This window comes from Rhodocyclus purpureus (assembly GCF_016653115.1).
GTDB lineage: Bacteria > Pseudomonadota > Gammaproteobacteria > Burkholderiales > Rhodocyclaceae > Rhodocyclus > Rhodocyclus purpureus.
Window position 1 is genome coordinate 1 of the sequence record NZ_NHRX01000049.1, and the last position, 22,689, is coordinate 22,689.

The following is a 22,689-nucleotide window of genomic DNA, read 5'->3' on the forward strand; positions in this document are numbered from 1 at the left end:
GGAAGCCGTGCTCACTAACCCCTAACCCCTAACCCCCGAGGAAATCCTGATAGGCGCGGGTCAGGCCTTCTTGCAGGCTGACCCTGGGCTGCCAGCCGAGCGCATTCAGACGGCTGCTGTCCATCAGCTTGCGTGGGGTGCCGTCGGGTTTGCTGGGGTCGAAGGTGATTTCGCCCTGGTAGCCGACCACTTCGGCGATGGTTCGGGCGACGTCGGCGATGGTCACGTCTTCGCCGTAGCCGACGTTGATGTGGCTGAGCATCGGTTGGGTGTGTGTCGCGTAGACCGACTGCGGCAGGTTCATCACGTGCACGCTGGCGGCGGCCATGTCGTCGACGTAGAGGAATTCGCGCTTCGGCGTGCCGGTGCCCCAGATCGTTACGGTGGGTGTTAGGTGCGAGGGGTTAGGGGTTAGGAGGTCTCGCTTTAGGTCTTCGGGGATGGGGCCGTGGAGGGCTTCGTCTTGTTCTATGGCTCGCCAGTTTTGCTCCATGGCAAGTTTGCCGAGGTGGAACTTGCGAATCATGGCAGGGATGACGTGGCTGTTTTCGAGGTTGTAGTTGTCGCCGGGGCCGTAGAGGTTGGTCGGCATCACGCTGCGGTAGTCGATGCCGTCGCTATCGCCGTACTGGCGGTTGTAGCTCTCGCAGAGCTTGATGCCGGCGATCTTGGCGATGGCGTAGGGTTCGTTGGTCGGTTCCAGCGGGCCGGTGAGCAGGGCTTCTTCGCCCATCGGCTGCGCGGCGTGCTTGGGGTAGATGCAGCTGGAGCCGAGGAAGAGGAGCTTCTTCACGCCGTGCTCGAAGGCGGCCTGGATCACGTTGGTCTGGATCAGCAGGTTCTGGACGATGAAGTCGGCCGGGTAGGTGTTGTTGGCGTGGATGCCACCGACCTTGGCGGCGGCGAGGTAAACCTGGTCGGGCTTCTCCTGCGCGAAGAAGGCGTTCACTGCGGCTTGGTTGGTGAGGTCGAGCTCGGCGTGGGTGCGCAGGATCAGGTGCGAGGGGTTAGGGGTTAGGGATTGGAGGTGGCGGACGATGGCGCTGCCTACCATGCCGCGGTGGCCGGCGACGTAGATGCGGGGGGAGGTCATGGCTGTAGTTCTTCTTGGGCTTGCAGTTCTGGCGGCAGGTCGGCCTGCAGCGCTTCGATTTCTGCCTTGAGTGCTTCGTATTCAGCCATCTTGCGCTTGAGGAAGCGGCCGGTGAGGGCGGCTTTTTCGGCGATGCCGGCGGGGGTGAGCAGGTAGGCGTACTTGAACTTGTGCTGGCTGCTCTGGAAGTTTTCGAGCTTGACGAGGCCCTTGTCGATCAGGGCGTTCAGGCAGTAGTTCATCTTCCCGTGGCTGACGCCGAGCTGGTCGGCGAGGTCGCGCTGGGAGATGTCGGGCTTGTCGTGCAAAAGTTTGAGGACCCGGAAGTGCAGGTCTTCGACTTGCTGGGTGTGGTTGCTGGCCATGTGGGAGGGGGCCGCCTGCGCTGTCGGCCGGAAGCCGGGCAGGCTACCGCACGGTCGTGCCGTTTCCGGGACCGTGCGAAGGGATGCGTCTGGGGAGCTGATGGCGTGCTGTTTTTGTTTTTGATGCACGGTCAACTTTGAACATTGTACCCCGGCTATGCCGTTAGTTGTTGTTTTCTATGAAGAAAATGACAATGGCGTGGAGTGCTACATTCACGGGGTCAGGTCTCGAATTGTTGCATTCGGTGGCGTATGGAGAGCGGACAACGGGCCTACGTACTGGATCGCCACGCCCTTCGGGCTCGCGATGACGGTTACGGTGGATCGCCACGCTCTTCGGGCTCGCGATGACGGTTACGGTGGATCGCCACGCTCTTCGGGCTCGCGATGACGGTTGCGGTGGATCGCGACGCCCTGCTGGCTCGCGATGACGGTTGCGGTGGATCGCCACGCCCTGCGGGTTCGCGATGACGGTGACGGTGTCGGCGCCTCTCCATGCCTGGCCGTAAAATCCGGCTGACGCCGATTGCGCACACCGGGGGTCAGGTCTGGAATTGTTGCATCCGCGGGGGCGATGAGCGTTTCAAGGGGGGGCTCATGAACGTGACTTCAATAGCCTTTGAAGTCTGAAACCGCATCTCGCCACTTGTCCCGGATCACGCATAGCTGGTCATAAATCGTGACAAATGGGATGCCCTGCGAGATACGTCCGTGTGCCAGGTCGTTCCTCTGTCTAAAAAGTTCCGCCAGCACTGTCAAGTGTTTGCGTAGCCAAGTGTTGCTGCGCTCGGCGCCCATCCAGGCGCTGAGAATGGTGCCGAGAGAGACGTGCTCCTTGTTGGCTTGTTGCCGAAGCTTGCGAAAGCGATCTTGATGTGTCTGACCGAAACCGCCGCTACTGCGCCAGTCGAAATCGCGCCGGATACCACCCTCGCAGGCAGCGAAGAGCGCTAGCGTTGAAAACATCTCGTGCCTGTCCGCCTGTTTCCGGTAGTAGGCTTGCCACTCGGCAGAGGTCATGCCGAAAAGCTCATCGCAGGTCTCATCACTCAGGCCGGCGCCGCAACGCATGGCCTCACGCAAGCCAAGCAGGCCATCCTTCGTCGCAATGTGCCAATCGAGCGCACCGTCGATATCAGGAAAAACCGGCGAAATCATGCGCCGCCAATCACTAATTCGAGTACCTTTGCCAAGCCATCATTGTCAAGCCGTAAGCCGCCCCGGCGCGTCTTGTCAGGATAGGCTGACCATACCCACTCGCGCTCATGGGAAGGCGTCTTATCGTCCGGATCAGGAAATGCTTGGGTGTCGTGGGCTATCAGTTTTACCTCGCCTTGCGGTCCAATGACATCGATACGTCCATAGCCGCCGATGATGACGCTGGCAATCGGTACGAATTGCACGAGAGCCGTGCCGATTTTGACCCGAAGTCCCGGCGCCTCGTAGTCGCCCAAGGCTTCTTCACTGATGTGATGGCTGGTTGGCGCAATCTGTTCACCGGGAACGCCAGCGGCGATCAGCGAGGCCCGGACATCTTCGATAAACCGCGCCAGAACTGCAAGCCACTTTTCCTTCCGCTTTCCCCAATCTGCAGACTGAGCGGCCATCCGGGCTGCCTTGGCCTGGTGCTGGCTCACCAGCATTTGCAAATTCGTCATAAGGACACTCCTGAGCTGATTTGGGCAGGATGCACCTGCATTTTAGCGACTGATCTGTGCACGATCATTGGCCGGTGAGCTTCTTTCAAAACTCAATAGCCAAGCGATCAATCGATGACTGAAGCCGGCCTTTCCTCTTGTTGGTTTGCAGGTAACTCGGAGGGGATGTCGGCCTGCAGCGCTTCGATTTCGGCCCTGAGCGCTTCGTATTCGGCCATCTTACGCTTGAGGAAGCGGCCGGTGAGGGCGGCTTTCTCGGCGATGCCGGCGGGGGTGAGCAGGTAGGCGTACTTGAACTTGTGCTGGCTGTGCTGGAAGTTTTCGAGCTTGACGAGGCCCTTGTCGATGAGGGCGTTCAGGCAGTAGTTCATCTTCCCGTGGCTGACGCCGAGCTGGTCGGCGAGGTCGCGCTGGGAGATGTCGGGCTTTTCGTGCAGGAGTTTGAGGACCCGGAAATGCAGGTCTTCGACTTGCTGGGTGTGGGTGCTGGCCATGGGGGAGGGGGCCGCCTGCGCTGTCGGCCGGAAGCCGGGCAGGCTACCGCACGGTCGTGCCGTTTCCGGGACCGTGCGAGGGGATTCAGGTTGTGAGTCGGGCGCGTGCGGATTTCATTTTTTCATGCACGGTCAACTTTGAGCATTGTACCCTGACTCTCCCGTTAGTTGTTGTTTTCTATGAGGAAAATGACAATGGCGTGGAGTGCTACATTCACGGGGTCAGGTCCGAAATTGTTGCATGCTACACACCGGGGGTCAGGTCTCGAATTGTTGCATTCGGTGGCGTATGGAGAGCGGACAATGCGCCTACGTACTGGATCGCCACGCCCTTCGGGCTCGCGACGACGGGTGCGCTGGATCGCCACGCCCCTCGGGCTCGCGATGACGAATTTCGGGGACGTCATACTTGATTCGGGTTGCGGGGAGGTTACAGTGCGAGACTGGACCCCCATGGGCTGTAATGACGTCGACAGTACGTTTTGCTATAGTGACCGTATTCATCAAAAGGAGCGGTCATGCCCTCGGCCCACCTCGTCGCCAAGCGCGACACACTGAATTTGCGCATCAAGCCCGAAGTACGTGGTCTGATTGACCGGGCGGCCAAGGCGCGGGGAAAGAACCGCACCGACTTCATTCTCGACGCGGCTCGCCTCGCTGCCGAAGAGGCGCTGCTCGATCAAGCCTTGCTGGTGGTCAGCCCGGATGCCTACACCGAGTTCGTGGCGCGTCTTGACCGCGCACCCAGTCTCAACCCGCGCCTGCAAAAAACTCTGCAAACCCTGGCACCTTGGGATCAGCAGTGAGCTTGTCCGCACCCCAGCCACTCGCGGCGCATCACGATGCGGCTGCATTTGCCTGCGGCGTTGATGGTCTGGATCACTGGCTCAAACAGCGCGCTCTGAAGAACCAGGTTAGTGGCGCTTCGCGTACCTTCGTCGTTTGCGAGGGGCGGCGGGTGGTTGCTTATTACGCGTTGGCCTCCAGCGCAGTGACGGTTGAATCCGCCACTGGCCGCGTGCGGCGCAACATGCCTGATCCCATCCCGGTGGTCGTTCTGGGGCGGCTGGCCATCGATCAATCAATACAAGGCAATGGCATGGGACGTGCTCTCGTACGCGATGCCTGTTTGCGCGTGATTGCTGCTGCCGATGCGATTGGTATCCGCGGCATGATCGTTCACGCCTTGTCGGAGTCCGCGCAGGCCTTCTACGAACGCGTTGGATTCGAGCCGTCACCGCTCGATCCCATGACGTTGATGGCGACCATCGCCGATCTTCGTGAAGGGCTGTAGCGGTGCTACCGGTTGTGGGGTCAGGTCTCGAATTGTTGCATTCGGTGGGGTACGGCGACGCGACAACAGGCCTACGCACTGGATCGCCACGCCCTTCGGGCTCGCGATGAAGGTTAGGTGCACCGTTCGGGGGTCAGGTCTCGCATTGTTGCATTGATTCGCGAATGGTGCGCTGAGGCGGTGAGCAACGATGCGGGACTTGGGTGACATGTGTCGTCGGGTTACGCTGCGCTAACCCGACCTACACGACGTACCGATGCAACAATTCGAGACCTGACCCCCGGTGTGCAACAATTCGAGACCTGACCCCCGGTGTGTAGCATGTTTCAAGCGAGGGGCGAGAAGCTTGCGCGGTAGCGATCGATTTCGTGCTCTGGCATGCCTTCCGAGCGCAGGGCGCTGCGCCAAGCGGACTGGATGAGGTCTTGTGTGCCTTGCAGATAGGCACGGGCCTCTTCGCGCGAGTAGCCGTAGTGTAGTTCTGCCGCCAGGAGCAGGTCTGCCAGGGTGGCGGCCCAGACGAGTCGTGCCCCTTGGCGTGCGGTCGGGCGGATATACAGGTAGGCGAGTGCGAGGTTTGGCGTTTCGCGGGCGAGTGCCGGGGCGACGAGGTCGTAAGCCGGGGCGAGTTGCCAGCGCTTGGCGGCCATGTCTGCGCAAAGCAGGCCGTGGTTGCGCGCATGGTCGTCTGCGTTGCGGATGAGTGCGTTGAAGACGATGCGTCGCCATAACTCGCGACGTGCTTCGCGGTGAGCGTCCCGGCCGCCGCACCAGCGAGCCATGGCGTCGGCGAATGCGACGTAGCTCTTGCGGAGGCTGTCCGTGGTGATGCCTTGAGTCCCGAAAGCCAGGAGGCGGGCATCCGCCTGTGCTGCGCTGGTCGGTTGTCGATCCAGTCGCATGACCGAATGCGCGCTCACGAATCCGATGCATCCGCTGCCGCCAGCGACGGGCGAGCGGTCGAAGCGCTTGAGCAGCAGCGCCCTGTTGCGGCCATCGGGAAGTCGCCAGACCTCGCATTGGCAGGCATCGATGCCGCAGCGCCTCGCCAGTTTGAGCATCGCTGCTTCGACATGAGGCAGCCATGGACTGTCTCCCTTGGCCGGGAACTTGGCCAGGTACTGTTGGCCATGACTGGACAGGGTCAGTTTCGGCTTGGTCCCGCCGAGACTGGTGCCGTTCTCGACCGCGTCCAGAACCTGCTCCTGCACGTCGGTGACGGCCAGGCCCCGGGCTTTGATGTCGTTGAGGATGGACAGGAATTCGTCGACGTCGAGGACGAGCAGTCGCTCGTCGGTGAGTTCGCCGAACATACCGGGGGTCAGGTCTGGAATTGTTGCATTCGGTGGCGTATGGCGGGGGCGGGAGAGGCGGGGCGTAGCCGACTATCAAGCTTGACGAGATATCTTTACGGCTCTATATTTGGAGCTGTTTATTCATTCGAGGTGACCGCTATGGAAGCCATCTACGCTGACTTCTCGGTCAGCATGTCCGAGTTCAAGAAGAACCCGGCGCAAGTCTTGCGCACGGCTGGCGAAAAGCCGGTGGCTGTGTTGAACCACAACCGTCCCGCGTTCTACATGGTTACGCCCAAGCTATTCGAGGCTCTGGTTGAGGAACTGGCGGATCGGGATTTGCTTGAGATCGCGCGCCGGCGCTTGGCGCGTAAGGACTCGGCCATCGAAGTCGACATCGACGAGATCTGATAGTGACGACGTCTTCCACGTACCGCCTGAAATTCTTGCCGGAAGCGTTGGACGAGTGGAACGCTCTGGACGGCAGCGTCAAGTCGGTGCTGCGCAAATTGCTCAAGAAGCGGCTTGAGCAGCCCCATGTTCCTGGTGCCGAGTTGCACGGGGAGTTACGCGACTGCTACAAAATCAAACTGCTCAAACAGGGCTACCGACTGGTCTATCAGGTCGAAGACGATGTCCTGGTTGTATTAGTGTTGGCGGTAGCGAAGCGGGAAGACCTCGCGGCATATCGATCCGCTGTTGAGCGTTTGTTGGCGGGCCGATAAATGCTACACACCGGGGGTCAGGTCTCGAATTGTTGCATTCGGTGGGGTATGGCGATCAGACATCAGCCCTTGCGCGCTGGATCGCCACGCCCTGCAGGCTCGCGATGATGAACTGCTGATGGCGATGGCTTCGGCATACCAGGTAGGCCGATGTTTCGCGAAATGTTTTCACTTGTCATTTTAACCCGTCCTGCCCTTACCGGACCTGCCGATGCAACAATTCGAGACCTGACCCCATGATTTGTAGCATCGGGCTGCTTCGTATATGCTATGCGCATGACCAGGCCATTGCGCATCGAGTTTGCCGGAGCCCTTTACCACGTCACGTCCCGAGGCGATCGACGCGAGGCGATCTTCGAGGACGATGGGGATCGTATTGCGTTTCTCGAGCTGCTGGCGGAGGTGGTGGATCGCTTCAACTGGGTGTGCCACGCGTATTGCCTGATGAGCAACCACTATCATCTGGTGGTCGAGACGGTCGAGGCGAATCTGTCGCAAGGGATGCGGCAGCTGAACGGGGTCTATACCCAGGCGTCGAATCGACGACACGAGCGCGTCGGGCACATCTTCCAGGGGCGCTTCAAGGCGATCGTGGTGGATAGGGAGGCGTACCTGCTGGCCTTGAGCCGCTACGTCGTGCTCAACCCGGTGCGGGCGCAATTGGTCGCGCGGCCCGAGGATTGGCCGTGGAGCAGCTATCGGGCGATGACGGGGGCGGCGCCGGTCCCGCAGTGGCTGGCCACCGACGGCTTGCTGAGGCATTTCGGCGCGAACCGCACCATCGCCCGCGTGCGTTATCGGCATTTTGTCGAGGCCGGCGCCGGGCAGGGTCCGTGGGGTGGCTTGCGCCAGCAGATCTATCTCGGCGACCAGGCCTTCGTCGAGCAGATGCAGGCCCGGAGCGGCATTCGCGGCGACGTGCTGACCGTCCCGCGGACCCAGCGCCGCCCGCCGGCGCCGCCGCTTGCGGTGATCGCCGCTGCCCACCAGGATCGAAACGCCGCGATCGTCGCCGCCCATGCGACCGGCGCCTACAGCTACCGGGCCATCGCGGAATACTTCGGCATCCACCCCGCGACGGTGGGACGCGTCGTCCGGCAAGCGATGCAACAATAACCGGGGTCAGGTCTCGAATTGTTGCATTCGGTGCCGTATGGCGGGGCGGGCAAGGGCGCACCTCGCCGTGAGTCCTGTTCTGGCGCTGTCTTCGCTCGACGGGAGCGTCGTCGCCGAGCGGGCGCGGGTGGCCTGAGAGGGCCGAAGGATGCAACAATTCGAGACCTGACCCCCAGTGTGTTGCATGATGTTCGACAAGATAGCCATTGCGCTGATTTCTCCACTCGGTTCCGCGCTGGTGCTGGGTGCCTTGGCCTTGCTGCTGGCGTTCGGCAGGCGGAGGCGCTGGGCGCTGAGGGCCGGGGTGCTGGCGCTGTTGTGGCTGTGGGTGTGGTCCTTGCCGGTGGTCAGCCATTCGCTGCGCGGGGCGCTGGAAGCGGCGTACCCTGAGATCGAGATTGCTGCGTTGCCGACTGCGCCGGCGATCGTCGTCCTGGGCGGCGCGGTGAGTCCGCCTGAACGGGCGGATGGTGTTCCCGACCTGAACGAGGCAGCGGACCGCGTGTGGCACGCTGCCCGTCTCTACCACGCTGGCAAGGCGCGCTTGCTGCTGCTCAGTGGCGGCAGCAACCGCGAGGTCAGCGCGACCTCGGAAGCGGATGCGATGCGCGTGCTGCTGCGCGATCTGGGCGTGGCCGACGCCGACATGCTGCTCGAAGAGGACAGCCGCAACACCCGCCAGAACGCCCGCTTCAGCGCCGAGCTGCTGCGCGCGCGTGGCATCGACCGGATCCTGTTGGTGACTTCGGCGCTGCACATGCAGCGTGCCGTGCGCCTGTTCGCAGCAGAAGGCCTCACGGTCATCCCCGCGCCGATCGACCACGAAGCCCGCACCCGCTTCACCGCCGTCGACTGGCTGCCCAGCACGGACGCCCTCGACGGGAGTGTCCGGGCGATGAAGGAACTCGTCGGCCGCGCAATGGGACGCTGACGGGGGAAGGGTGATGCTACAAACTTGGGGTCAGGTCCCGAATTGTTGCATCCGACCCCCGATGCTACATTTCGAGACCTGACCCCAGGCTGTTGCATCCGACGTCAAATGCAACAATTCGAGACCTGACCCCCTAGCTGTTGCATGGGGGTGGGGGCGACCTTGGGGAGCTTCCAGATGTCGGCGTTGTATTCTTCCATGGTGCGGTCGGTGGAGAATTTGCCGCTGGCGGCGGTGTTGAGGATGCTCATGCGGGTCCAGCGGTCCTGGTCGCGGTAGGTCTCGGCGGCGCGGTCCTGGGCGTCGATGTAGCTGCGGAAGTCGGCGGCGACGAGCCAGGGGTCGTGCGGGCTGCGGATGGCCTTGATGATCGGGTCGAACAGCCCCGGCTGGAACTGGTTGAAGTGCCCGGATTCGATCAGCTCCATGACCCGCTTCAGGTCGGGGTCGGCGGCGATGATCGCGTCGGGGTTGTAGCCGTTGCGGGCGTCCTCGACTTCGCGCGCGGTGAGGCCGAAGAGGAAGAAGTTCTCGTCGCCGACTTCCTCGCGGATCTCGATGTTGGCGCCGTCGAGGGTGCCGATGGTGACCGCGCCGTTCATCATGAACTTCATGTTGCCGGTGCCGGAGGCTTCCTTGCCGGCGGTGGAGATCTGTTCGGACAGGTCGCTGCCCGGGGCGATGATCTCCATCGCCGAGACGCGGTAGTCGGGCAGGAAGGCGAGCTTGAGCCGGTCGCGGACCGTCGGGTCGCCGTTGACCACCTCGGCGACCTTGCAGACGAAGGTGATGATGCGCTTGGCCATGAAGTAGCCGGGCGCGGCTTTGCCGCCGATGAGCACGCAACGCGGCGTGAAGGTGCCGATCTCGCCCTGCTTGATGCGGATGTAGAGGTGCACGACGTGCAGCACGTTGAGCAGCTGGCGCTTGTATTCGTGGATGCGCTTGACCTGGACGTCGAACATGGCGTCCGGGTTGAACTCGACCTGGCAGTCCTTCCTGACGAGTTCGGCGAGCCGTTCCTTGTTGGCGCGCTTGACCGCGGCCCAGCGCGCGCGGAAGGCGGGATCGTCGGCCAGGGGGGCGAGCTTGCGCAGCTCGTCGAGGCGGGTGATCCAGCCGTCGCCGATGGTTTCGGTGATCAGCTGCGACTGCAGCGGGTTGGCCGAGGCCAGCCAGCGGCGCTGGGTGACGCCGTTGGTCTTGTTGTTGAACTTCCAGGGCCACAGTTCGTGGAAGTCGCGGAACAGTCCCTGCTGCAGCAGGCGCGAGTGCAGTTCGGCGACGCCATTGACCGAGAAGCTGCCGACGATGGCGAGGTAGGCCATTCGGATCTGCGGTTCCGGTCCTTCCTCGATCAGCGACATGCGCGCCAGGCGGGCGTTGTCGCCGGGCCAGCGGCGGGCGACTTCGGTGAGGAAGCGGGCGTTGATCTCGTAGACGATTTCGAGCAGGCGCGGCAGCAGCTGGCCGAAGAGGCGCACCGACCATTTCTCCAGCGCTTCGGGCAGGAGCGTGTGGTTGGTGTAGGCCATGGTGCGGGTGACGATGTCCCAGGCGGTTTCCCAAGACTGGTCGTGCTCGTCGATCAAGAGGCGCATCAGTTCCGGCACCGCGCAGCTCGGGTGCGTGTCGTTGAGCTGGAAGCAGTTCAGCTCGGCGAAGCGCGAGAAGTCCTTGCCGTGCTGGTCTTCCCAGCGCGCGAGGATGTCCTGCAGGCTCGCCGAGGCGAGGAAGTATTGCTGGCGCAGGCGCAGTTCCTTGCCGTTCTCGCTGGCGTCGTTGGGGTAGAGCACCATCGTGATGTTCTCGGCGGCGTTCTTGGCCGCGACCGATTCGGTGTAGGAGCCGGCGTTGAACTCGTCGAGGTCGAACTCGTCGGTGGCGGCGGCCTTCCACAGGCGCAGGACGTTGACCGTGTTGTTCCAGTAGCCGGGGATCGGCGTGTCGTAGGGGACGGCGAGGACGTCGTGGCTGTCCACCCAGGCCACGCGCAGGCGGCCGTCGGGGCCGCTCTGGTGCACGGTGCGGCCGTAGTACTGGATGCGCCGCGTGTGCTCGGGCTTTTCGAGTTCCCAGGGGTTGCCGTTGCGCAGCCAGTGGTCGGGTTCCTCGACCTGCTGGCCGTTCTCGATGTGCTGGCGGAACATGCCGTATTCATAGCGGATGCCGTAGCCCATCACCGGCAGTTGCAGGGTCGCGCAGCTGTCGAGGAAGCAGGCGGCGAGGCGGCCGAGGCCGCCGTTGCCGAGGCCGGCGTCGGCTTCGGTGTCGATCAGTTCGTCGAGGTCGAAGCCGAGCGTGCGCAGGGCCTGCTCGGTCTCCTCGCCGAGGCCCAGGTTGAGCAGCGCGTTGTTGAGCGTGCGCCCCATCAGGAATTCGAGCGAGAGGTAGTAGGCGTGCTTGGCCCCGGCCACCTCGTAGGCGTGGCGGGTGTTGTTGAGGCGCTCGTTCAGGCGGTCACGGATCGCGAGCACCGTGGCCTGGTAGGGGTAGTGCGTCGAGCGGCCACGCGAGTGCTTGTAGCGGCCGAGGAAGAGGGCGAAGTAGCGGCGGACGTCCAGGGCCAGCGTGTCCGCATCGACGCCGAGCGGCGGCTGCTCGAAAAGTTTGTCCGTCGGCTGACTGACCAGCAGCGGCTTGAGGGGGTTCGAAGTACGTTTCATGGCGGCTGTGCGGCTCGGGTTGCGAAGGGATGGCGTCGCGCCGGCGACGCAAAACGTAACAGAATACACCAAGGAGGCCGCGGCTGCCCCGACTGCTGCTGCGCGCGGCTTCTCCCCGGCTGCGGACAGGCGGGTTGCGGGGGACGCAGGGCAGCTGTCTCCACCCGGGCGCGGTCACTGGCCGCGAGCGCCGCAAGTCATTGCCGGCGCGGCAGATTTGGGCAGATAATGGCGGCCTGATGGCATTCCGATTGGCGCCCGGCAGCGGGGCGGGAAGCCCGTCTTTCCGGGCCTGATTTTGCGGGCCAGGGTCCCGGGCTTGATTTCCGGGCTTGATTCCCGGGTTTGCTTCCCGCCAGCTCCATGAATAGGTGCGCTCATGAACTCGACCAGTCCCGGATCCTGCGCAGCCTTGGACGACATCCTCGACCGCGTTGCCGGAACGCAGCCGGGCGGCTGCCCTGACTGCGGCGAGGGCAGGCGGCGGGGGGCCCGGATCCAGGGCAGCGACCGGCGCTTCCGCGAGCTCTTCGAGCAGGTCGAGAACATCGCCGTCCAGGGCTACGACAAGCACCGGCAGGTGATCTTCTGGAACCAGGCCAGCGAGCGGCTCTACGGTTACACCAGGGAGGAGGCGCTCGGACGGCAGCTGGAGGACCTGATCATCCCGCCGGCCATGCGCGAGATCGTCGTCGGCCTCGCGACGGCCTGGGCCAACGGCGGACCGGCGATCCCGAGCGAGGAACTGGTGCTGCGCGCCAAGGACGGTTCGCCGGTGCCGGTGTATTCGAGCCACGTGATGCTGCGCAACTGCGCCGGCGAGCCGGAGATGTATTGCCTCGATGTCGATCTCGGCGAGCAGAAGAAGGTCAGCGCCGAGCTCGAGGAATATCGCCAGCACCTCGAACGGCTGGTCGGCCTGCGCACCTGCGAACTGAACGCCGCCAAGGAAGCCGCGGAAACCGCGAACCTGGTGAAGTCGAAATTCCTCGCCGCGACCAGCCACGACCTGCGCCAGCCGCTGCTGGCGATCAACCTCTTCCTCGATGCTCTGTCCAATACGGCGCTGGACGAGGAGCAGCGTCGCTTCACCCGGCGCATCGAGCAGTCGGTCAGTTCGCTCGGCGAGATCCTGAACACGCTGCTCGACATCGCCAAGCTCGACTCGGGGGCGGTCGAACCGGACATCTGCGAAGTCGATTGCCACGAGTTGATCCAGTGGATCGAGGCCGAGTTCTCCTCGCTCTTCCTGCATTCGTCGCTGCGCTTCAAGCTCTTCTTCCCGCGCCGGGAAACCATGCTGCTGACCGACGTCGCCCTGCTCAAGAACATCCTGCGCAACCTCGTCGGCAACGCCCACAAGTACTGTAGCGCAGGCGGCGTGCTGGTCGGCATCCGCCGCTACCGGGAGCGGGCGCTCGTCCAGGTCTGGGACACCGGGATCGGCATCTCTGCCGGGAATATCGGGCGCATCTTCGACGAGTATTTCCAGACCGGGAACGACGAGCGCGACCAGGCCAAGGGCGTCGGCCTGGGCCTCTCCATCGCCCGGCGCCAGGCGCGACTGCTCGGCACCGACATCGCCTGCCGCTCCCAGCCCGGCAAAGGCAGCGTCTTCGAGATCACCCTCCCCCTCCGCCAGCCCTAGCGTGCTACCTACCTGGGGTCAGGTCTCGAATTGTTGCATGCTACAAACCGGGGGTCAGGTCTGGAATTGTTACATTCGGTGGCGTATGGCGGGGCGGGATAGTGAGCATGTCGCCTTGAGTCCTGCTCTGGCGCTGCATTCGCTTGCCGGGCGCGGCGTCGCTGAGAGGGCGATGGTGTCTGGAGGGGGCTGACCGATGCAACAATTCGAGACCTGACCCCCAAGATGTTGCACGCGTTGCTTGGGCTCGAAAACGAGCTAGAATTTGATTCCTTACTTCATTACTCGCGGAGATTGCCATGCTGGCGAAACGTACGAGCAAGAACCAGCTGACCTTGCCCAAGGCAATCGTGCAGATGGTGGGCGAGGCGGACTACTACGATGTCACCGCCCAGGACGGAAAGATCGTCCTGACGCCCGTTCGTCTTCAGCAGGCAGACGCGGTGCGAGCCAAGCTTGAGGAGTTGGGCATCACCGAGGAAGATGTCGCTGACGCCGTCACTTGGGCGAGAAGGCGCTCGTGACCGTCCCGCGCGTCGTTCTCGACACCAACTGCCTGGTCTCGGCGCTGATCTTCTCGCGGGGTAGGTTTGCTTGGCTGCGCGAAGCCTGGCAAGGCAAGCGCTTCGTCGCTCTGGCCAGCCACGACACGGTGAGCGAACTCCTGCGGGTGCTGCACTACCCCAAGTTCAAGCTGAGTCATGAGGAGCGCGAGACCCTTCTGGCCGAATTCCTGCCTTACGCCGAGACCGTCAAGATCCGGACGCTGCCAGATGCCCTGCCCGATATTCGCGACCCGGACGACATCATTTTTCTGGTGCTCGCAGCCGTCGCCAAGGCCGATGCCCTGGTCAGCGGTGATGGAGATATCCAGGCCGTCAAGTCGCAGTTCCACGTTCCCATCCTCACGGTAGCCGAATTCGCCGATTGGCTGCAGGGACAGTAAGCGACCACGACGCGGTGCTACCTACCTGGGGTCAGGTCTGGAATTGTTGCATTCGGTGGCGTATGGCGGTGCGGGAAAGTGAGCACGTTTGCCGCGAGCCCCGGTCGGGCGCTGCATTCTCTTGACGGGCGCGGCGTCGATGAGAGGGGGCCGGGAGCTCAGCGATGCAACAATTCCAGACCTGACCCCCATGATGTTGCACGGCCCCCCGGTCCTAGCGGACCTTGATCTCGGTCCAGATCCGCGATAGCAGGCGGCGGCTGTGGACGTCGAAGTCCTTCAGCATCTGCAGCCGGCGCGCTTCGTCGGCGCTGGGGAAGATCGCGGGGTCGGCGGCGATGTCGGGGCGGATCAGGGGCATTGCCGCGGCGTTGGGGTTGCCGGCGCCGATCAGGTTGGAGACGTCGGCGGCGTTCTCGCCGGCGAGCATGAAGTCGATGAAGCGATGCGCGAGGTCCGGACGCGGGCCGGCGCGGTGGATGACGAAGCTGTCGAGCGCGAGGACGGCGCCTTCGCGCGGGATGGTGAAGCCGATGTGGAAGGGACGGCCGGCGTCCGCGGCGTCGGCGCGCGCCCGGAACATGTCGTTCGAGTAGCCATGGGCGACCCACAGGTTGCCGATCGCCAGGTCCTTGATGTAGGTGCTGTTGGAGAAGGTCGCCCAGTAGGGCTTGGCGCGCAGGATCAGGCGCTTGGCTTCGTCCCACTTGGCCGGGTCGGTGTCATGCACCGAATGGCCCAGGTAGATCATCGCTGCCGCCATCAGCTCGCGCGCGCTGTTGAGGACGCTGACCCGGCCCTTGAGTTTTTCCAGGTACTTCGGCTCGAAGATCAGCGCCCAGGTGTCGGTCGGCAGGCCGCGCTCGCGCAGCTTCTCGACGTTGTAGCCGATCAGCGTCACCGTGTAGGCGTAGGGCACCGAGTAGCGGTTGCCGGGATCGAACCAGGTATCGACGTACTCGGCCTTCAGGTTGGCGAAGCGCGGCAGGCGCTCGCGCGCGAGCGGCCGCAGCGCGTGCAGGCGGATCAGCGATTCGACGGCGTTGCCGGTGGGGACGAGCAGGTCGTACCCGACCGCCCCGGCCTCGAGCTTGGCCAGCATCTCCTCGTTGTCGGAGTAGTAGTCCTGCTTCAGCCGGCAGTCGCAGCTCGCTTCGAAGCGGGCGACGGTTTCCGGGGATATGTAGTTGTTCCAGTTGTAGAGGTGAAGCACGTCGTCTTCCCCTGCCGTTGATGGGGATGGAAGGAAGGCGAGGAAGATGACGGCGATGATCGCGGCGGCAGGGGGCATGGGGCGTTTCATCGTTTGGACCTCGCGATTCCGGCGATCGTATGTGATGCAACAATTCCAGACCTGACCCCGGGTGTGTAGCACGAGTCGGAATGCAACAATTCGAGACCTGACCCCCAGGTTTGTAGCATCAAGCCGACCTACGAAGGAGGTCGGGGGCGAGGCGGGAGGCGAGGGTGATCAGGGTGAGGGTCAGGGCCATGAGCAGGGTGGAGACGGCGTTGACTTCGGGGGAGACGGCGACCTTGATCATCGAGTAGATCTGCAGCGGCAGGGTGCTGACGCCGACGCCGGCGACGAAGAAGGTGATGACGAAGTCGTCGATCGAGAGCGTGAAGCTCATCAGGAAGCCAGCGATGATTCCCGGCAGGATCAGCGGTAGCGTGATGTGGCGGAAGGTCCGCCAGGGGCTGGCGCCGAGGTCGCGCGCGGCTTCGAAGATGCTCTCGTCCATGCCGGCGAGTCGGGCGCGCACGATGATGGCGACGAAGCCGATCGAGAAGCTGATGTGCGCGATCAGGATCGAGAAGAGCCCGAGCGTGAGGTCGAGCACCTGCCGGAAGAAGATCAGCAGCGAGACGCCGAGCAGGATTTCCGGCATCGCCACGGGGGTCAGCACCAGCCCCGGCAGGGCGCGTAGCACGCCGACCGGCCAGCGCTGCATGGTGATCCCGGCCATGGTGCCGAGCACGGTGGCGATGCTGGCCGAGGTCAGCGCGATCAGCACCGAGTTGGCGGCGGCGCCGAGCAGGGCCTCGTCGTGCAGGAGCTTGTCGTACCAGCGTGTGGTGAAGCCGACCCATTGCGCGTTGAGCAGCGAGTCGTTGAAGGAGAAGAGGACGACGACCGCGAGCGGCACGTAGAGGAAGGCGTAGACGGCGAGCGAGGCCAGCCACAGCCAGGGGATGCGGCCGGGGCGGGCGCTCGGCGCCGGGGATGGGCGGCGATCCCCTGCGGCGGACTTGTCGGAGCCAGCGCCGAGCGGCATCAGATTCCCCCGCGCCGCGCGCGCCCGGCCCACACGGACAAGCCAGCGAGCGCGAGGACGGCGACGGTGAGGAGCAACGACAGCGTCGATCCGAGCGGCCAGTCGCGGTTGTCGAGGAACTGCTCCTTGATCAGGTTGCCGATCAGGATGTCGCCGGTGCCGCCGAGGAGTTCGGGGATCGCGAACATGCCGAGCACGGGGATGAAGACGAGCGCGGTGCCGGCCCAGATCCCCGGCAGCGAGAGCGGGAAGGTGATGCGCCAGAAGCGCGTCCAGGCGTCGGCGCCGAGGTCCTGCGCGGCTTCGAGCAGGGTCGGGTCGTGCTTTTCGAGGTTGGTGTAGAGCGGCAGGATCATGAACGGGAGATGTACATAGACCATGCCGGCGATCACGGCGAAGGTCGTGTATAGCAGGTGGGGCGGGCCGAGCAGGATGATCCAGGCGTAGACGCGGATCAGGAAGTTGCTGGCGAAGGGCAGGATCACCAGCAGCACGAGCAGGTCGCGCCGGCGCGCCGAACTGCGCGCGATGGTCAGCGCCAGCGGGTAGGCGAGCAGCAGGCAGAAGAGGGTGGTCAGCGCGGCGACGATGAAGGAGCGCAGGAAGACCTCGGCGTAGATCCAGTCGCCGAAGAAGAAGCGGTAGGTCTCGAGCGTGAGCTGGGGCTTGCCGTCGACCAGCAGCGGCGCCAGGCCGCCGAATTCTCCGGGATGGCGGAAGGAGGCGAGCACCATCAGCAGCGCGGGCGCCAGGAAGAAGGCGAGCAGGAAGAGCGTCGGCGGCAGGCTGACCAGCCAGCGCGTCGGGTCGCGGCGGGGCCTAGTCATGGAGGAAGACTCCGCTGTCGTGACGCCAGCCGACGGTGACCGCGTCGCCCGGCGCGAAGGACTTGGCGCGCAGCGGTGCCGAGTTGGTGAGCAGCGCTTCGAGCATCACGCCGTTGTCGAGTTCGACCTTGTAGACGGTGACGTCGCCGCGGTAGAGCGTGTCGCGGAGCGTGCCGCTGAAATGATTGTGCAGTTCGCGCACCTCGCCGTGGGTGCTGACGCGCAGCTGTTCCGGACGCAGCGCGAAGTGCCCGTGCTCGCCGGCGACCGGGAGCGCCGATTCGCCGGGCGGGACGGCGATGATTTCACCGAGGCCGGCGACCCGGAGATGCAGACGTCCGTGCGTCGCCGCGAGGACCTCGACCGGCAGCAGGTTGATGGTGCCGATGAAGTCGGCGACGAAGCGGTTCCTGGGGATGCGGTAGATCTGCTCGGGGCTGCCCACCTGCTCGACGCGCCCCTCGTTCATCACCGCGATGCGCTGCGACAGCGCCAGCGCTTCCTGCTGCGAATGGGTGACGAAGACGAAGGTGATCCCGACCTCGCGCTGCAGCGCGACCAGCTCGCGTTCCATCTGCTCGCGTAGCTTGGCGTCGAGCGCGCCGAGCGGTTCGTCGAGCAGCAAGAGGCGCGGCTTGTTGATCAGCCCGCGCGCGAGGGCGACGCGCTGCTTCTGTCCGCCGGACAACTCGTGCGGGAAATGCCGCGCCTTGTCAGAGAGATGCACGAGTTCGAGCGTCTCGGCGAGCAGCCGGCGGATTTCGGCCTCGGGCTTGCCGGCCATCCTGAGCGGGAAGGCGACGTTCTGGGCGACGCTCATGTGCGGGAAGAGCGCGTAGCTCTGGAAGACCGTATGCACCGGACGCTTCTCCGGCGGAATGCCGCTGAGCGGGCGCCCGTCGAGCAGGAGTTCGCCTGCGTCGGGCTCGTCGAAGCCGGCGATCATGCGCAGGAGCGTCGTCTTGCCGCAGCCCGAGGGGCCGAGCAGGGTGAAGAACTCCCCCGCCTCGATCGACAGCGAGACGTCGTCCGCCGCCTTCAGCGGCCCGAAGCAGCGGGTGATCCGGCGGAGTTCGAGGATGGGCATGGGCGGCGGGAGGATACGATCTTTTGTCATATTGTAGCCGTCGGCGGGATATGGCGTCGCGATCAGCAGCCCGTCATCGCGAGCCCGCAGGGCGTGGCGATCCAGCGCGTAGGGCTAATATCCGTTCGCCCGAGTCGCCGATACCGCAAACTGGATTGCCACGGCGCTGCGCGCCTCGCAATGACGGGAATGCAACATTCACGGGGTCAGGTCTCGAATTGTTGCATTTAGCCGCTCAGCAGCCCGTCATCGCGAGCCCGCGGGGCGTGGCGATCCAGTACGTAGGTCTCGCGTCGTGAAGGGCGCAGAGACAGAAGAACGAACTGGATTGCCACGGCGCTACGCGCCTCGCGATGACGGGATGGCGATTCGTCATCGCGAGCCCGCAGGGCGTGGCGATCCAGTGCGTGCCCACGAAAAGCGCTCACGGCACTGGCTGTCGTGGGAGTGCCGTGAGGCCCGAGTCGTAATGCAACAATTCGAGACCTGACCCCAGGTATGTAGCATCAGCAGGGGTAAAATCGCGTCCGGTTGCCGGTCCTGCCGGCGCGAAGGCTTGCTTGATGTCATGGATGGACTGGTTTCCTCCAATGTGTCAGCGTATTGCAACGTTTTCTTGAGAACTCACATGATCGAACTCGGCGTCAATATCGACCACGTCGCGACCATCCGCCAGGCGCGTCGCACTTACGAACCGGACCCGGTGTGGGCGGCGGTCGAGGCGCATCTCGGCGGCGCCGACGGCATCACCGTGCATCTGCGCGAGGACCGTCGGCACATCAACGACAGCGATGTGCACAAGCTGCGCGACCTCACCCAGATCAAGCTGAACCTCGAAATGGCGGCGACCGAGGAGATGGTCGGCATCGCCTGCCGCGTGAAGCCGCACATGGCGATGCTGGTCCCCGAGGGGCGCCAGGAGGTGACTACCGAGGGCGGGCTCGACGTCGCCGGCAACGAGGCGATGCTCAAGGACATCGTCGCGCGCCTTTCCGACGCGGGCATCGTCAGCAGCGTCTTCATCGACGCCGACCTGGCCCAGGTCGAGGCGGCGGCGCGCATCGGCGCGCAGGTGTGCGAACTGCACACGGGGCCGTACGCGCATGCCTTCCATGCCAAGGGGCGCGATCCGGAACGGCCGGCGGTCGTCGCCGAGCTGGAGAAGATCCGCGTCGCCGGCGAGGCGATCCGGGCGCTGGGGATGCGCTTCAACGCCGGTCACGCGCTCAACTACTTCAACGTGCAGCCGGTGGCGCGCCTGGCCGGCGTGCGCGAACTGCACATCGGCCACGCCATCGTCAGCCGGGCGGTCTTCGTCGGCCTGCGCGAGGCGGTGCGCGAGATGAAGCGGCTGATGCGCGAGGCGCAGGAACATCCGACGGCGCTGTCGCGATGATCGCCGGGGTCGGCACCGACATCGTCGCCGTCGCGCGCCTGGGCCAGTTTCACGAGCGCCACGGCGAGCGCGCGCTGGCGAAGCTGCTGGCGCCGGCCGAGCAGGCCGATTTCGCCCGGGCCGCCGACCCCGCCCGCTTCCTCGCCAAGCGCTTCGCGGCCAAGGAGGCCTTCGCCAAGGCGCTCGGCAGCGGCGTCGTCGCGCCGGCGCTGCTGCCGAACATCGCCGTCGTCCATGACCCGCGCGGCAAGCCGCAGTTCGCGTTCGCGCCCGAGCTCGAAGCGCTGATGCAGGCGCGCTCGCTGGTCGCGCATCTCTCGATCAGCGACGAGAAGGAGTATGCGGTTGCCTTCGTCGTACTGGAGGAAAAATGAGCGCTCATGTGCCATCCGTTGCGGTGAAGGGACCACTGCCCGGGCCGCTGATGATCGATGTCGCGGGCACCGTCCTCGACGACGCGGACCGCCGCCGCATCGCGCATCCGCTGGTCGGCGGCATCATCCTGTTCGCGCGCAACTATCGCGACCCGGAGCAGCTCGCGCAGCTGTGCGCGGCGATTCGTGCCGAACGCCCGGAACTGCTGATCGGCATCGACCACGAGGGCGGGCGCGTGCAGCGCTGCCGCGAGGGGTTCACGCGCCTGCCGGCGATGCGCCGGCTCGGCGAAGCGTGGGAGCGCGACCCGCTGGCTGCGGTCGGTGCGGCGCGCGCGCTCGGTTTTGTCCTCGCCGCCGAGCTGCGCGCCTGCGGCGTCGACCTCTCCTTCACCCCGGTGCTCGACCTCGACTGGGGACGCAGCGCGGTGATCGGCGACCGCGCGTTCCACCGCGACCCGGAAGCGGTGATTGCGCTCGCCGGCGCGCTGATCGAGGGCCTGCGCCAGGGCGGCATGGGCGCCTGCGGCAAGCATTTCCCCGGCCACGGCTGGGTCGAGGCCGATTCGCACGTGGCCATCCCGGTCGATCCGCGCAGCCTCGAAGAACTCGCCCCCGACCTCGAGCCCTACCGCCGCCTGCAGCTCGACGCGGTGATGCCCGCGCACGTGATCTACCCGGCGGTCGATACGCGCCCGGCCGGATTCTCGCCGCTGTGGATCGACAAGCTGCGCCGGGAGATCGGCTTTGCCGGCGTGATCTTCAGCGACGACCTGTCGATGGAAGGCGCCGCAGTCGCCGGCGACATCGTCGCGCGCGCCACCGCCTCCTGGCAGGCCGGCGCCGACATGCTGCTCGTCTGCAACGCGCCCGAGTCGGTCGACCGCCTGCTGGCCGACTGGCAGCCGTCCCCCGAGACCGATCGCGCCCAACGGCGGGCTCGCCTGCGCAGCCAGCAAACCTTTGCCTGGAATTCCCTGCGCCTCGATGAGCGCCATCGTACGGGCGTCGCGCAGGCCGAGGCATTGGCACGACCGTCTTGATACAGCCCGCACTGGATCGCCACGCCCTGCGGGCTCGCGATGACGGGTTGCCGAGCGGCTAAATGCAACAATTCGAGACCTGACCCCGTGAATGTTGCATTCCCGTCATTTTCAGTTCGTTCTTCCAGTTTTGCGGCGTCGGCAACCCGGGTGACCCGATATCAGCCCCACGCGCTGGATCGCCACCTCCATGCGGCTTTCGTCGATAATTGCATCCTTTGACGTAACTTCGGGGTGTGGCTGCCCCGTAAACCCGACACGGATTCCTACATGAACAGCAAGATCAGAATCGCCATCGCCGGCTATGGAAACTTGGGCAGAGGGGTCGAGTCTGCCCTGGGGCGTAGCCCCGACATGGAACTCGTCGCCGTGTTCACGCGGCGCGACCCGGCAGGACTCGTACTTCAGACTGGCGGGGTGCCGGTGCATGCGATGGAGCGGATCGGGGACTTCGTCGACGCCGTCGATGTGCTCATCCTGTGCGGTGGATCCAAGAGCGACCTGCCCGAACAAGGGCCTGCGCTGGCGGCGCTGTTCAACACCGTCGACAGCTTCGATACCCACGCCAAGGTGCCCGAGTATTTTGCCGCGGTCGATGCAGCGGCGCGTGGCGGCAAGCGGGTCGCGCTGATTTCCGTGGGCTGGGATCCCGGTCTGTTTTCCATCAACCGCCTGTATGGCGAAGCGCTGCTGCCCGACGGTGCGAGCTACACCTTCTGGGGCAAGGGGCTCAGCCAGGGGCATTCCGACGCGCTGCGCCGGGTGCCGGGTGTGCAGGGCGCGGTGCAATACACGATACCGTCGCAGGAGGCGATCGAGCGGGTCCGCAGCGGTTCGCGCCCCAGTCTGACGACGCGCGAAAAGCACACCCGCGAATGCTACGTGGTGCTCGAAGCCGGCGCCGATGCGAGCGCGGTGGAGCAGGCGATCGTGACCATGCCTGACTATTTTGCCGACTACGACACCACGGTGAACTTCATCAGCGCGGAAGAGCTTCGGCGCGATCACGCCGCCATGCCACACGGCGGTTTCGTGATCCGCAGCGGCACCACCGGTGTGGCGTCCTCGCAGATCATGGAGTTCGGGCTCACGCTCGACAGCAACCCCGAGTTTACCTCCAGCGTGCTCGTTGCCTATGCGCGTGCTGCCTTCCGCCTTGGCCAGCAGGGTGAGGTCGGCGCCAGGACCGTGTTCGACGTCGCGCCGGGGCTGCTCTCGCCCAAGAGCGCGGCCGAACTGCGCAAGGAATTGCTCTAGGCCGATGCTACACCCCCGGGGTCAGGTCTCGAATTGTTGCATTCCGATTCGGGCCTTACGGCCCTCCCAGTGCGTCCGTGAGGACGCTTTGTCAGCACGGTGAAAGTCCGTGTCATTGAAAGTCGTAGCAATGTAGCGGAAGGTAACTGCGTCGCCGTGAGGCGGGGTGGAGAGCAACCGGAAGCGAAGAGGTAG

At 64.6% G+C, this 22,689-nt stretch carries 24 protein-coding genes; 13 read left to right on the forward strand and 11 right to left on the reverse strand.

All coding sequences use genetic code 11. The features are described from left to right. Positions 1 to 28 precede the first annotated feature (28 nt). From CCR84_RS10130 to CCR84_RS10150, 5 genes are all read right to left on the reverse strand, one after another. Positions 29 to 1,093, reverse strand: a complete 1,065-nt coding sequence (locus CCR84_RS10130) for a GDP-L-fucose synthase family protein (protein WP_201211854.1) — start codon at positions 1,091 to 1,093, stop codon at positions 29 to 31. Then, positions 1,090 to 1,458, reverse strand: coding sequence for a MarR family EPS-associated transcriptional regulator (locus CCR84_RS10135; protein ID WP_201211856.1), 369 nt, complete (start codon positions 1,456 to 1,458; stop codon positions 1,090 to 1,092). Before CCR84_RS10135 ends, CCR84_RS10130 begins: the two co-directional genes overlap by 4 nt. 609 nt (positions 1,459 to 2,067) lie before the next feature. Then, entirely contained in the window at positions 2,068 to 2,616 is a 549-nt protein-coding gene (locus tag CCR84_RS10140) for a hypothetical protein (RefSeq protein WP_201211858.1), read from the reverse strand. Further along, positions 2,613 to 3,116 carry a hypothetical protein gene (locus CCR84_RS10145; protein WP_201211859.1) on the reverse strand — a complete coding sequence of 168 codons (504 nt, stop codon included), beginning with the start codon at positions 3,114 to 3,116 and terminating at the stop codon, positions 2,613 to 2,615. The genes CCR84_RS10140 and CCR84_RS10145 overlap by 4 nt, the downstream gene beginning before the upstream one ends. Before the next feature lie 107 nt (positions 3,117 to 3,223). Continuing rightward, positions 3,224 to 3,610 carry a MarR family EPS-associated transcriptional regulator gene (locus CCR84_RS10150; protein WP_201211861.1) on the reverse strand — a complete coding sequence of 129 codons (387 nt, stop codon included), beginning with the start codon at positions 3,608 to 3,610 and terminating at the stop codon, positions 3,224 to 3,226. A gap of 518 nt (positions 3,611 to 4,128) precedes the next feature. Here CCR84_RS10150 and CCR84_RS10155 point away from each other — a divergent pair. Both CCR84_RS10155 and CCR84_RS10160 read left to right on the forward strand, forming a co-directional pair. Continuing rightward, on the forward strand, positions 4,129 to 4,416 hold the full coding sequence (locus tag CCR84_RS10155; RefSeq protein ID WP_201211863.1) for a type II toxin-antitoxin system TacA family antitoxin: 288 nt from the start codon (positions 4,129 to 4,131) through the stop codon (positions 4,414 to 4,416). Then, on the forward strand, positions 4,413 to 4,904 hold the full coding sequence (locus tag CCR84_RS10160) for a GNAT family N-acetyltransferase (protein WP_201211865.1): 492 nt from the start codon (positions 4,413 to 4,415) through the stop codon (positions 4,902 to 4,904). Before CCR84_RS10155 ends, CCR84_RS10160 begins: the two co-directional genes overlap by 4 nt. Positions 4,905 to 5,230: 326 nt before the next feature. Here the strand turns inward: CCR84_RS10160 and CCR84_RS10165 are convergent, their stop codons facing one another. Next, a complete protein-coding gene (locus CCR84_RS10165; protein WP_201211867.1) occupies positions 5,231 to 6,217 on the reverse strand; it encodes a type II toxin-antitoxin system HipA family toxin in 987 nt (328 codons plus the stop codon). A 141-nt stretch (positions 6,218 to 6,358) separates the two neighbouring features. Here CCR84_RS10165 and CCR84_RS10170 point away from each other — a divergent pair, with 141 nt between their 5' ends. The 4 genes from CCR84_RS10170 (at position 6,359) to CCR84_RS10185 (ending at position 8,971) form a co-directional block, all read left to right on the forward strand. Then, positions 6,359 to 6,610: a type II toxin-antitoxin system prevent-host-death family antitoxin gene (locus CCR84_RS10170; protein ID WP_201211870.1), complete on the forward strand. Its 252-nt coding sequence runs from the start codon at positions 6,359 to 6,361 to the stop codon at positions 6,608 to 6,610. Between the two features lie 2 nt (positions 6,611 to 6,612). Continuing rightward, positions 6,613 to 6,924 carry a type II toxin-antitoxin system mRNA interferase toxin, RelE/StbE family gene (locus tag CCR84_RS10175; RefSeq protein ID WP_201211872.1) on the forward strand — a complete coding sequence of 104 codons (312 nt, stop codon included), beginning with the start codon at positions 6,613 to 6,615 and terminating at the stop codon, positions 6,922 to 6,924. A 276-nt stretch (positions 6,925 to 7,200) separates the two neighbouring features. Beyond that, positions 7,201 to 8,040, forward strand: a complete 840-nt coding sequence (locus CCR84_RS10180; RefSeq protein WP_201211874.1) for an REP-associated tyrosine transposase — start codon at positions 7,201 to 7,203, stop codon at positions 8,038 to 8,040. 184 nt (positions 8,041 to 8,224) lie between these two features. Next, on the forward strand, positions 8,225 to 8,971 hold the full coding sequence (locus tag CCR84_RS10185; RefSeq protein WP_201211875.1) for a YdcF family protein: 747 nt from the start codon (positions 8,225 to 8,227) through the stop codon (positions 8,969 to 8,971). Positions 8,972 to 9,075: 104 nt separating this feature from the next. Here the strand turns inward: CCR84_RS10185 and CCR84_RS10190 are convergent, their stop codons facing one another. Beyond that, positions 9,076 to 11,637, reverse strand: coding sequence for a glycogen/starch/alpha-glucan phosphorylase (locus tag CCR84_RS10190; RefSeq protein WP_201211876.1), 2,562 nt, complete (start codon positions 11,635 to 11,637; stop codon positions 9,076 to 9,078). Between the two features lie 379 nt (positions 11,638 to 12,016). Here CCR84_RS10190 and CCR84_RS10195 point away from each other — a divergent pair, with 379 nt between their 5' ends. The 3 genes from CCR84_RS10195 to CCR84_RS10205 all read left to right on the forward strand — a co-directional run bounded on the left by CCR84_RS10195 (position 12,017) and on the right by CCR84_RS10205 (position 14,231). Next, complete coding sequence (locus CCR84_RS10195; protein WP_201211877.1) at positions 12,017 to 13,285, forward strand: PAS domain-containing sensor histidine kinase; 1,269 nt, start codon at positions 12,017 to 12,019, stop codon at positions 13,283 to 13,285. Positions 13,286 to 13,584: 299 nt separating this feature from the next. After that, the gene (locus CCR84_RS10200; protein WP_201211878.1) at positions 13,585 to 13,809 is read left to right on the forward strand and encodes an AbrB/MazE/SpoVT family DNA-binding domain-containing protein; all 225 of its coding nucleotides are present in this window, start codon (positions 13,585 to 13,587) and stop codon (positions 13,807 to 13,809) included. Continuing rightward, the gene (locus CCR84_RS10205) at positions 13,788 to 14,231 is read left to right on the forward strand and encodes a putative toxin-antitoxin system toxin component, PIN family (protein ID WP_207186267.1); all 444 of its coding nucleotides are present in this window, start codon (positions 13,788 to 13,790) and stop codon (positions 14,229 to 14,231) included. Before CCR84_RS10200 ends, CCR84_RS10205 begins: the two co-directional genes overlap by 22 nt. Before the next feature lie 214 nt (positions 14,232 to 14,445). On the opposite strand, the gene CCR84_RS10210 is transcribed toward CCR84_RS10205, so the two are convergent. The 4 genes from CCR84_RS10210 to CCR84_RS10225 all read right to left on the reverse strand — a co-directional run bounded on the left by CCR84_RS10210 (position 14,446) and on the right by CCR84_RS10225 (position 18,454). Then, entirely contained in the window at positions 14,446 to 15,522 is a 1,077-nt protein-coding gene (locus CCR84_RS10210) for an ABC transporter substrate-binding protein (protein WP_201211880.1), read from the reverse strand. A gap of 130 nt (positions 15,523 to 15,652) precedes the next feature. Next, entirely contained in the window at positions 15,653 to 16,510 is an 858-nt protein-coding gene (locus CCR84_RS10215; protein ID WP_201211882.1) for an ABC transporter permease, read from the reverse strand. Next, a complete protein-coding gene (locus CCR84_RS10220; protein WP_201211884.1) occupies positions 16,510 to 17,337 on the reverse strand; it encodes an ABC transporter permease in 828 nt (275 codons plus the stop codon). The genes CCR84_RS10215 and CCR84_RS10220 overlap by 1 nt, the downstream gene beginning before the upstream one ends. Next, on the reverse strand, positions 17,330 to 18,454 hold the full coding sequence (locus CCR84_RS10225; RefSeq protein WP_201211885.1) for an ABC transporter ATP-binding protein: 1,125 nt from the start codon (positions 18,452 to 18,454) through the stop codon (positions 17,330 to 17,332). The genes CCR84_RS10220 and CCR84_RS10225 overlap by 8 nt, the downstream gene beginning before the upstream one ends. 598 nt (positions 18,455 to 19,052) lie before the next feature. Here CCR84_RS10225 and CCR84_RS10230 point away from each other — a divergent pair. From CCR84_RS10230 to CCR84_RS10245, 4 genes are all read left to right on the forward strand, one after another. After that, positions 19,053 to 19,820 carry a pyridoxine 5'-phosphate synthase gene (locus CCR84_RS10230; protein ID WP_201211887.1) on the forward strand — a complete coding sequence of 256 codons (768 nt, stop codon included), beginning with the start codon at positions 19,053 to 19,055 and terminating at the stop codon, positions 19,818 to 19,820. Further along, positions 19,817 to 20,194 carry a holo-ACP synthase gene (acpS, locus tag CCR84_RS10235; RefSeq protein WP_201211889.1) on the forward strand — a complete coding sequence of 126 codons (378 nt, stop codon included), beginning with the start codon at positions 19,817 to 19,819 and terminating at the stop codon, positions 20,192 to 20,194. Before CCR84_RS10230 ends, acpS begins: the two co-directional genes overlap by 4 nt. Then, positions 20,191 to 21,237, forward strand: a complete 1,047-nt coding sequence (gene nagZ, locus CCR84_RS10240) for a beta-N-acetylhexosaminidase (protein ID WP_242508662.1) — start codon at positions 20,191 to 20,193, stop codon at positions 21,235 to 21,237. Before acpS ends, nagZ begins: the two co-directional genes overlap by 4 nt. A gap of 270 nt (positions 21,238 to 21,507) precedes the next feature. Beyond that, on the forward strand, positions 21,508 to 22,494 hold the full coding sequence (locus CCR84_RS10245) for a diaminopimelate dehydrogenase (protein WP_201211892.1): 987 nt from the start codon (positions 21,508 to 21,510) through the stop codon (positions 22,492 to 22,494). Positions 22,495 to 22,689: the final 195 nt, after the last annotated feature.

Bases quoted from the DNA above. Each gene is read 5' to 3' on its own strand.
- nagZ (WP_242508662.1), top strand. From the start codon at position 20,191: ATGAGCGCTCATGTGCCATCCGTTGCGGTGAAGGGACCACTGCCCGGG.
- CCR84_RS10165 (WP_201211867.1), bottom strand. From the start codon at position 6,217: ATGTTCGGCGAACTCACCGACGAGCGACTGCTCGTCCTCGACGTCGAC.
- CCR84_RS10140 (WP_201211858.1), bottom strand. From the start codon at position 2,616: ATGATTTCGCCGGTTTTTCCTGATATCGACGGTGCGCTCGATTGGCAC.
- CCR84_RS10190 (WP_201211876.1), bottom strand. From the start codon at position 11,637: ATGAAACGTACTTCGAACCCCCTCAAGCCGCTGCTGGTCAGTCAGCCG.
- CCR84_RS10150 (WP_201211861.1), bottom strand. From the start codon at position 3,610: ATGGCCAGCACCCACACCCAGCAAGTCGAAGACCTGCATTTCCGGGTC.
- CCR84_RS10200 (WP_201211878.1), top strand. From the start codon at position 13,585: ATGCTGGCGAAACGTACGAGCAAGAACCAGCTGACCTTGCCCAAGGCA.
- CCR84_RS10130 (WP_201211854.1), bottom strand. From the start codon at position 1,093: ATGACCTCCCCCCGCATCTACGTCGCCGGCCACCGCGGCATGGTAGGC.
- CCR84_RS10215 (WP_201211882.1), bottom strand. From the start codon at position 16,510: ATGCCGCTCGGCGCTGGCTCCGACAAGTCCGCCGCAGGGGATCGCCGC.
- CCR84_RS10225 (WP_201211885.1), bottom strand. From the start codon at position 18,454: ATGACAAAAGATCGTATCCTCCCGCCGCCCATGCCCATCCTCGAACTC.
- CCR84_RS10195 (WP_201211877.1), top strand. From the start codon at position 12,017: ATGAACTCGACCAGTCCCGGATCCTGCGCAGCCTTGGACGACATCCTC.
- CCR84_RS10170 (WP_201211870.1), top strand. From the start codon at position 6,359: ATGGAAGCCATCTACGCTGACTTCTCGGTCAGCATGTCCGAGTTCAAG.
- CCR84_RS10185 (WP_201211875.1), top strand. From the start codon at position 8,225: ATGATGTTCGACAAGATAGCCATTGCGCTGATTTCTCCACTCGGTTCC.
- CCR84_RS10135 (WP_201211856.1), bottom strand. From the start codon at position 1,458: ATGGCCAGCAACCACACCCAGCAAGTCGAAGACCTGCACTTCCGGGTC.
- CCR84_RS10230 (WP_201211887.1), top strand. From the start codon at position 19,053: ATGATCGAACTCGGCGTCAATATCGACCACGTCGCGACCATCCGCCAG.
- CCR84_RS10180 (WP_201211874.1), top strand. From the start codon at position 7,201: ATGACCAGGCCATTGCGCATCGAGTTTGCCGGAGCCCTTTACCACGTC.
- acpS (WP_201211889.1), top strand. From the start codon at position 19,817: ATGATCGCCGGGGTCGGCACCGACATCGTCGCCGTCGCGCGCCTGGGC.
- CCR84_RS10210 (WP_201211880.1), bottom strand. From the start codon at position 15,522: ATGCCCCCTGCCGCCGCGATCATCGCCGTCATCTTCCTCGCCTTCCTT.
- CCR84_RS10220 (WP_201211884.1), bottom strand. From the start codon at position 17,337: ATGACTAGGCCCCGCCGCGACCCGACGCGCTGGCTGGTCAGCCTGCCG.
- CCR84_RS10145 (WP_201211859.1), bottom strand. From the start codon at position 3,116: ATGACGAATTTGCAAATGCTGGTGAGCCAGCACCAGGCCAAGGCAGCC.
- CCR84_RS10245 (WP_201211892.1), top strand. From the start codon at position 21,508: ATGAACAGCAAGATCAGAATCGCCATCGCCGGCTATGGAAACTTGGGC.
- CCR84_RS10155 (WP_201211863.1), top strand. From the start codon at position 4,129: ATGCCCTCGGCCCACCTCGTCGCCAAGCGCGACACACTGAATTTGCGC.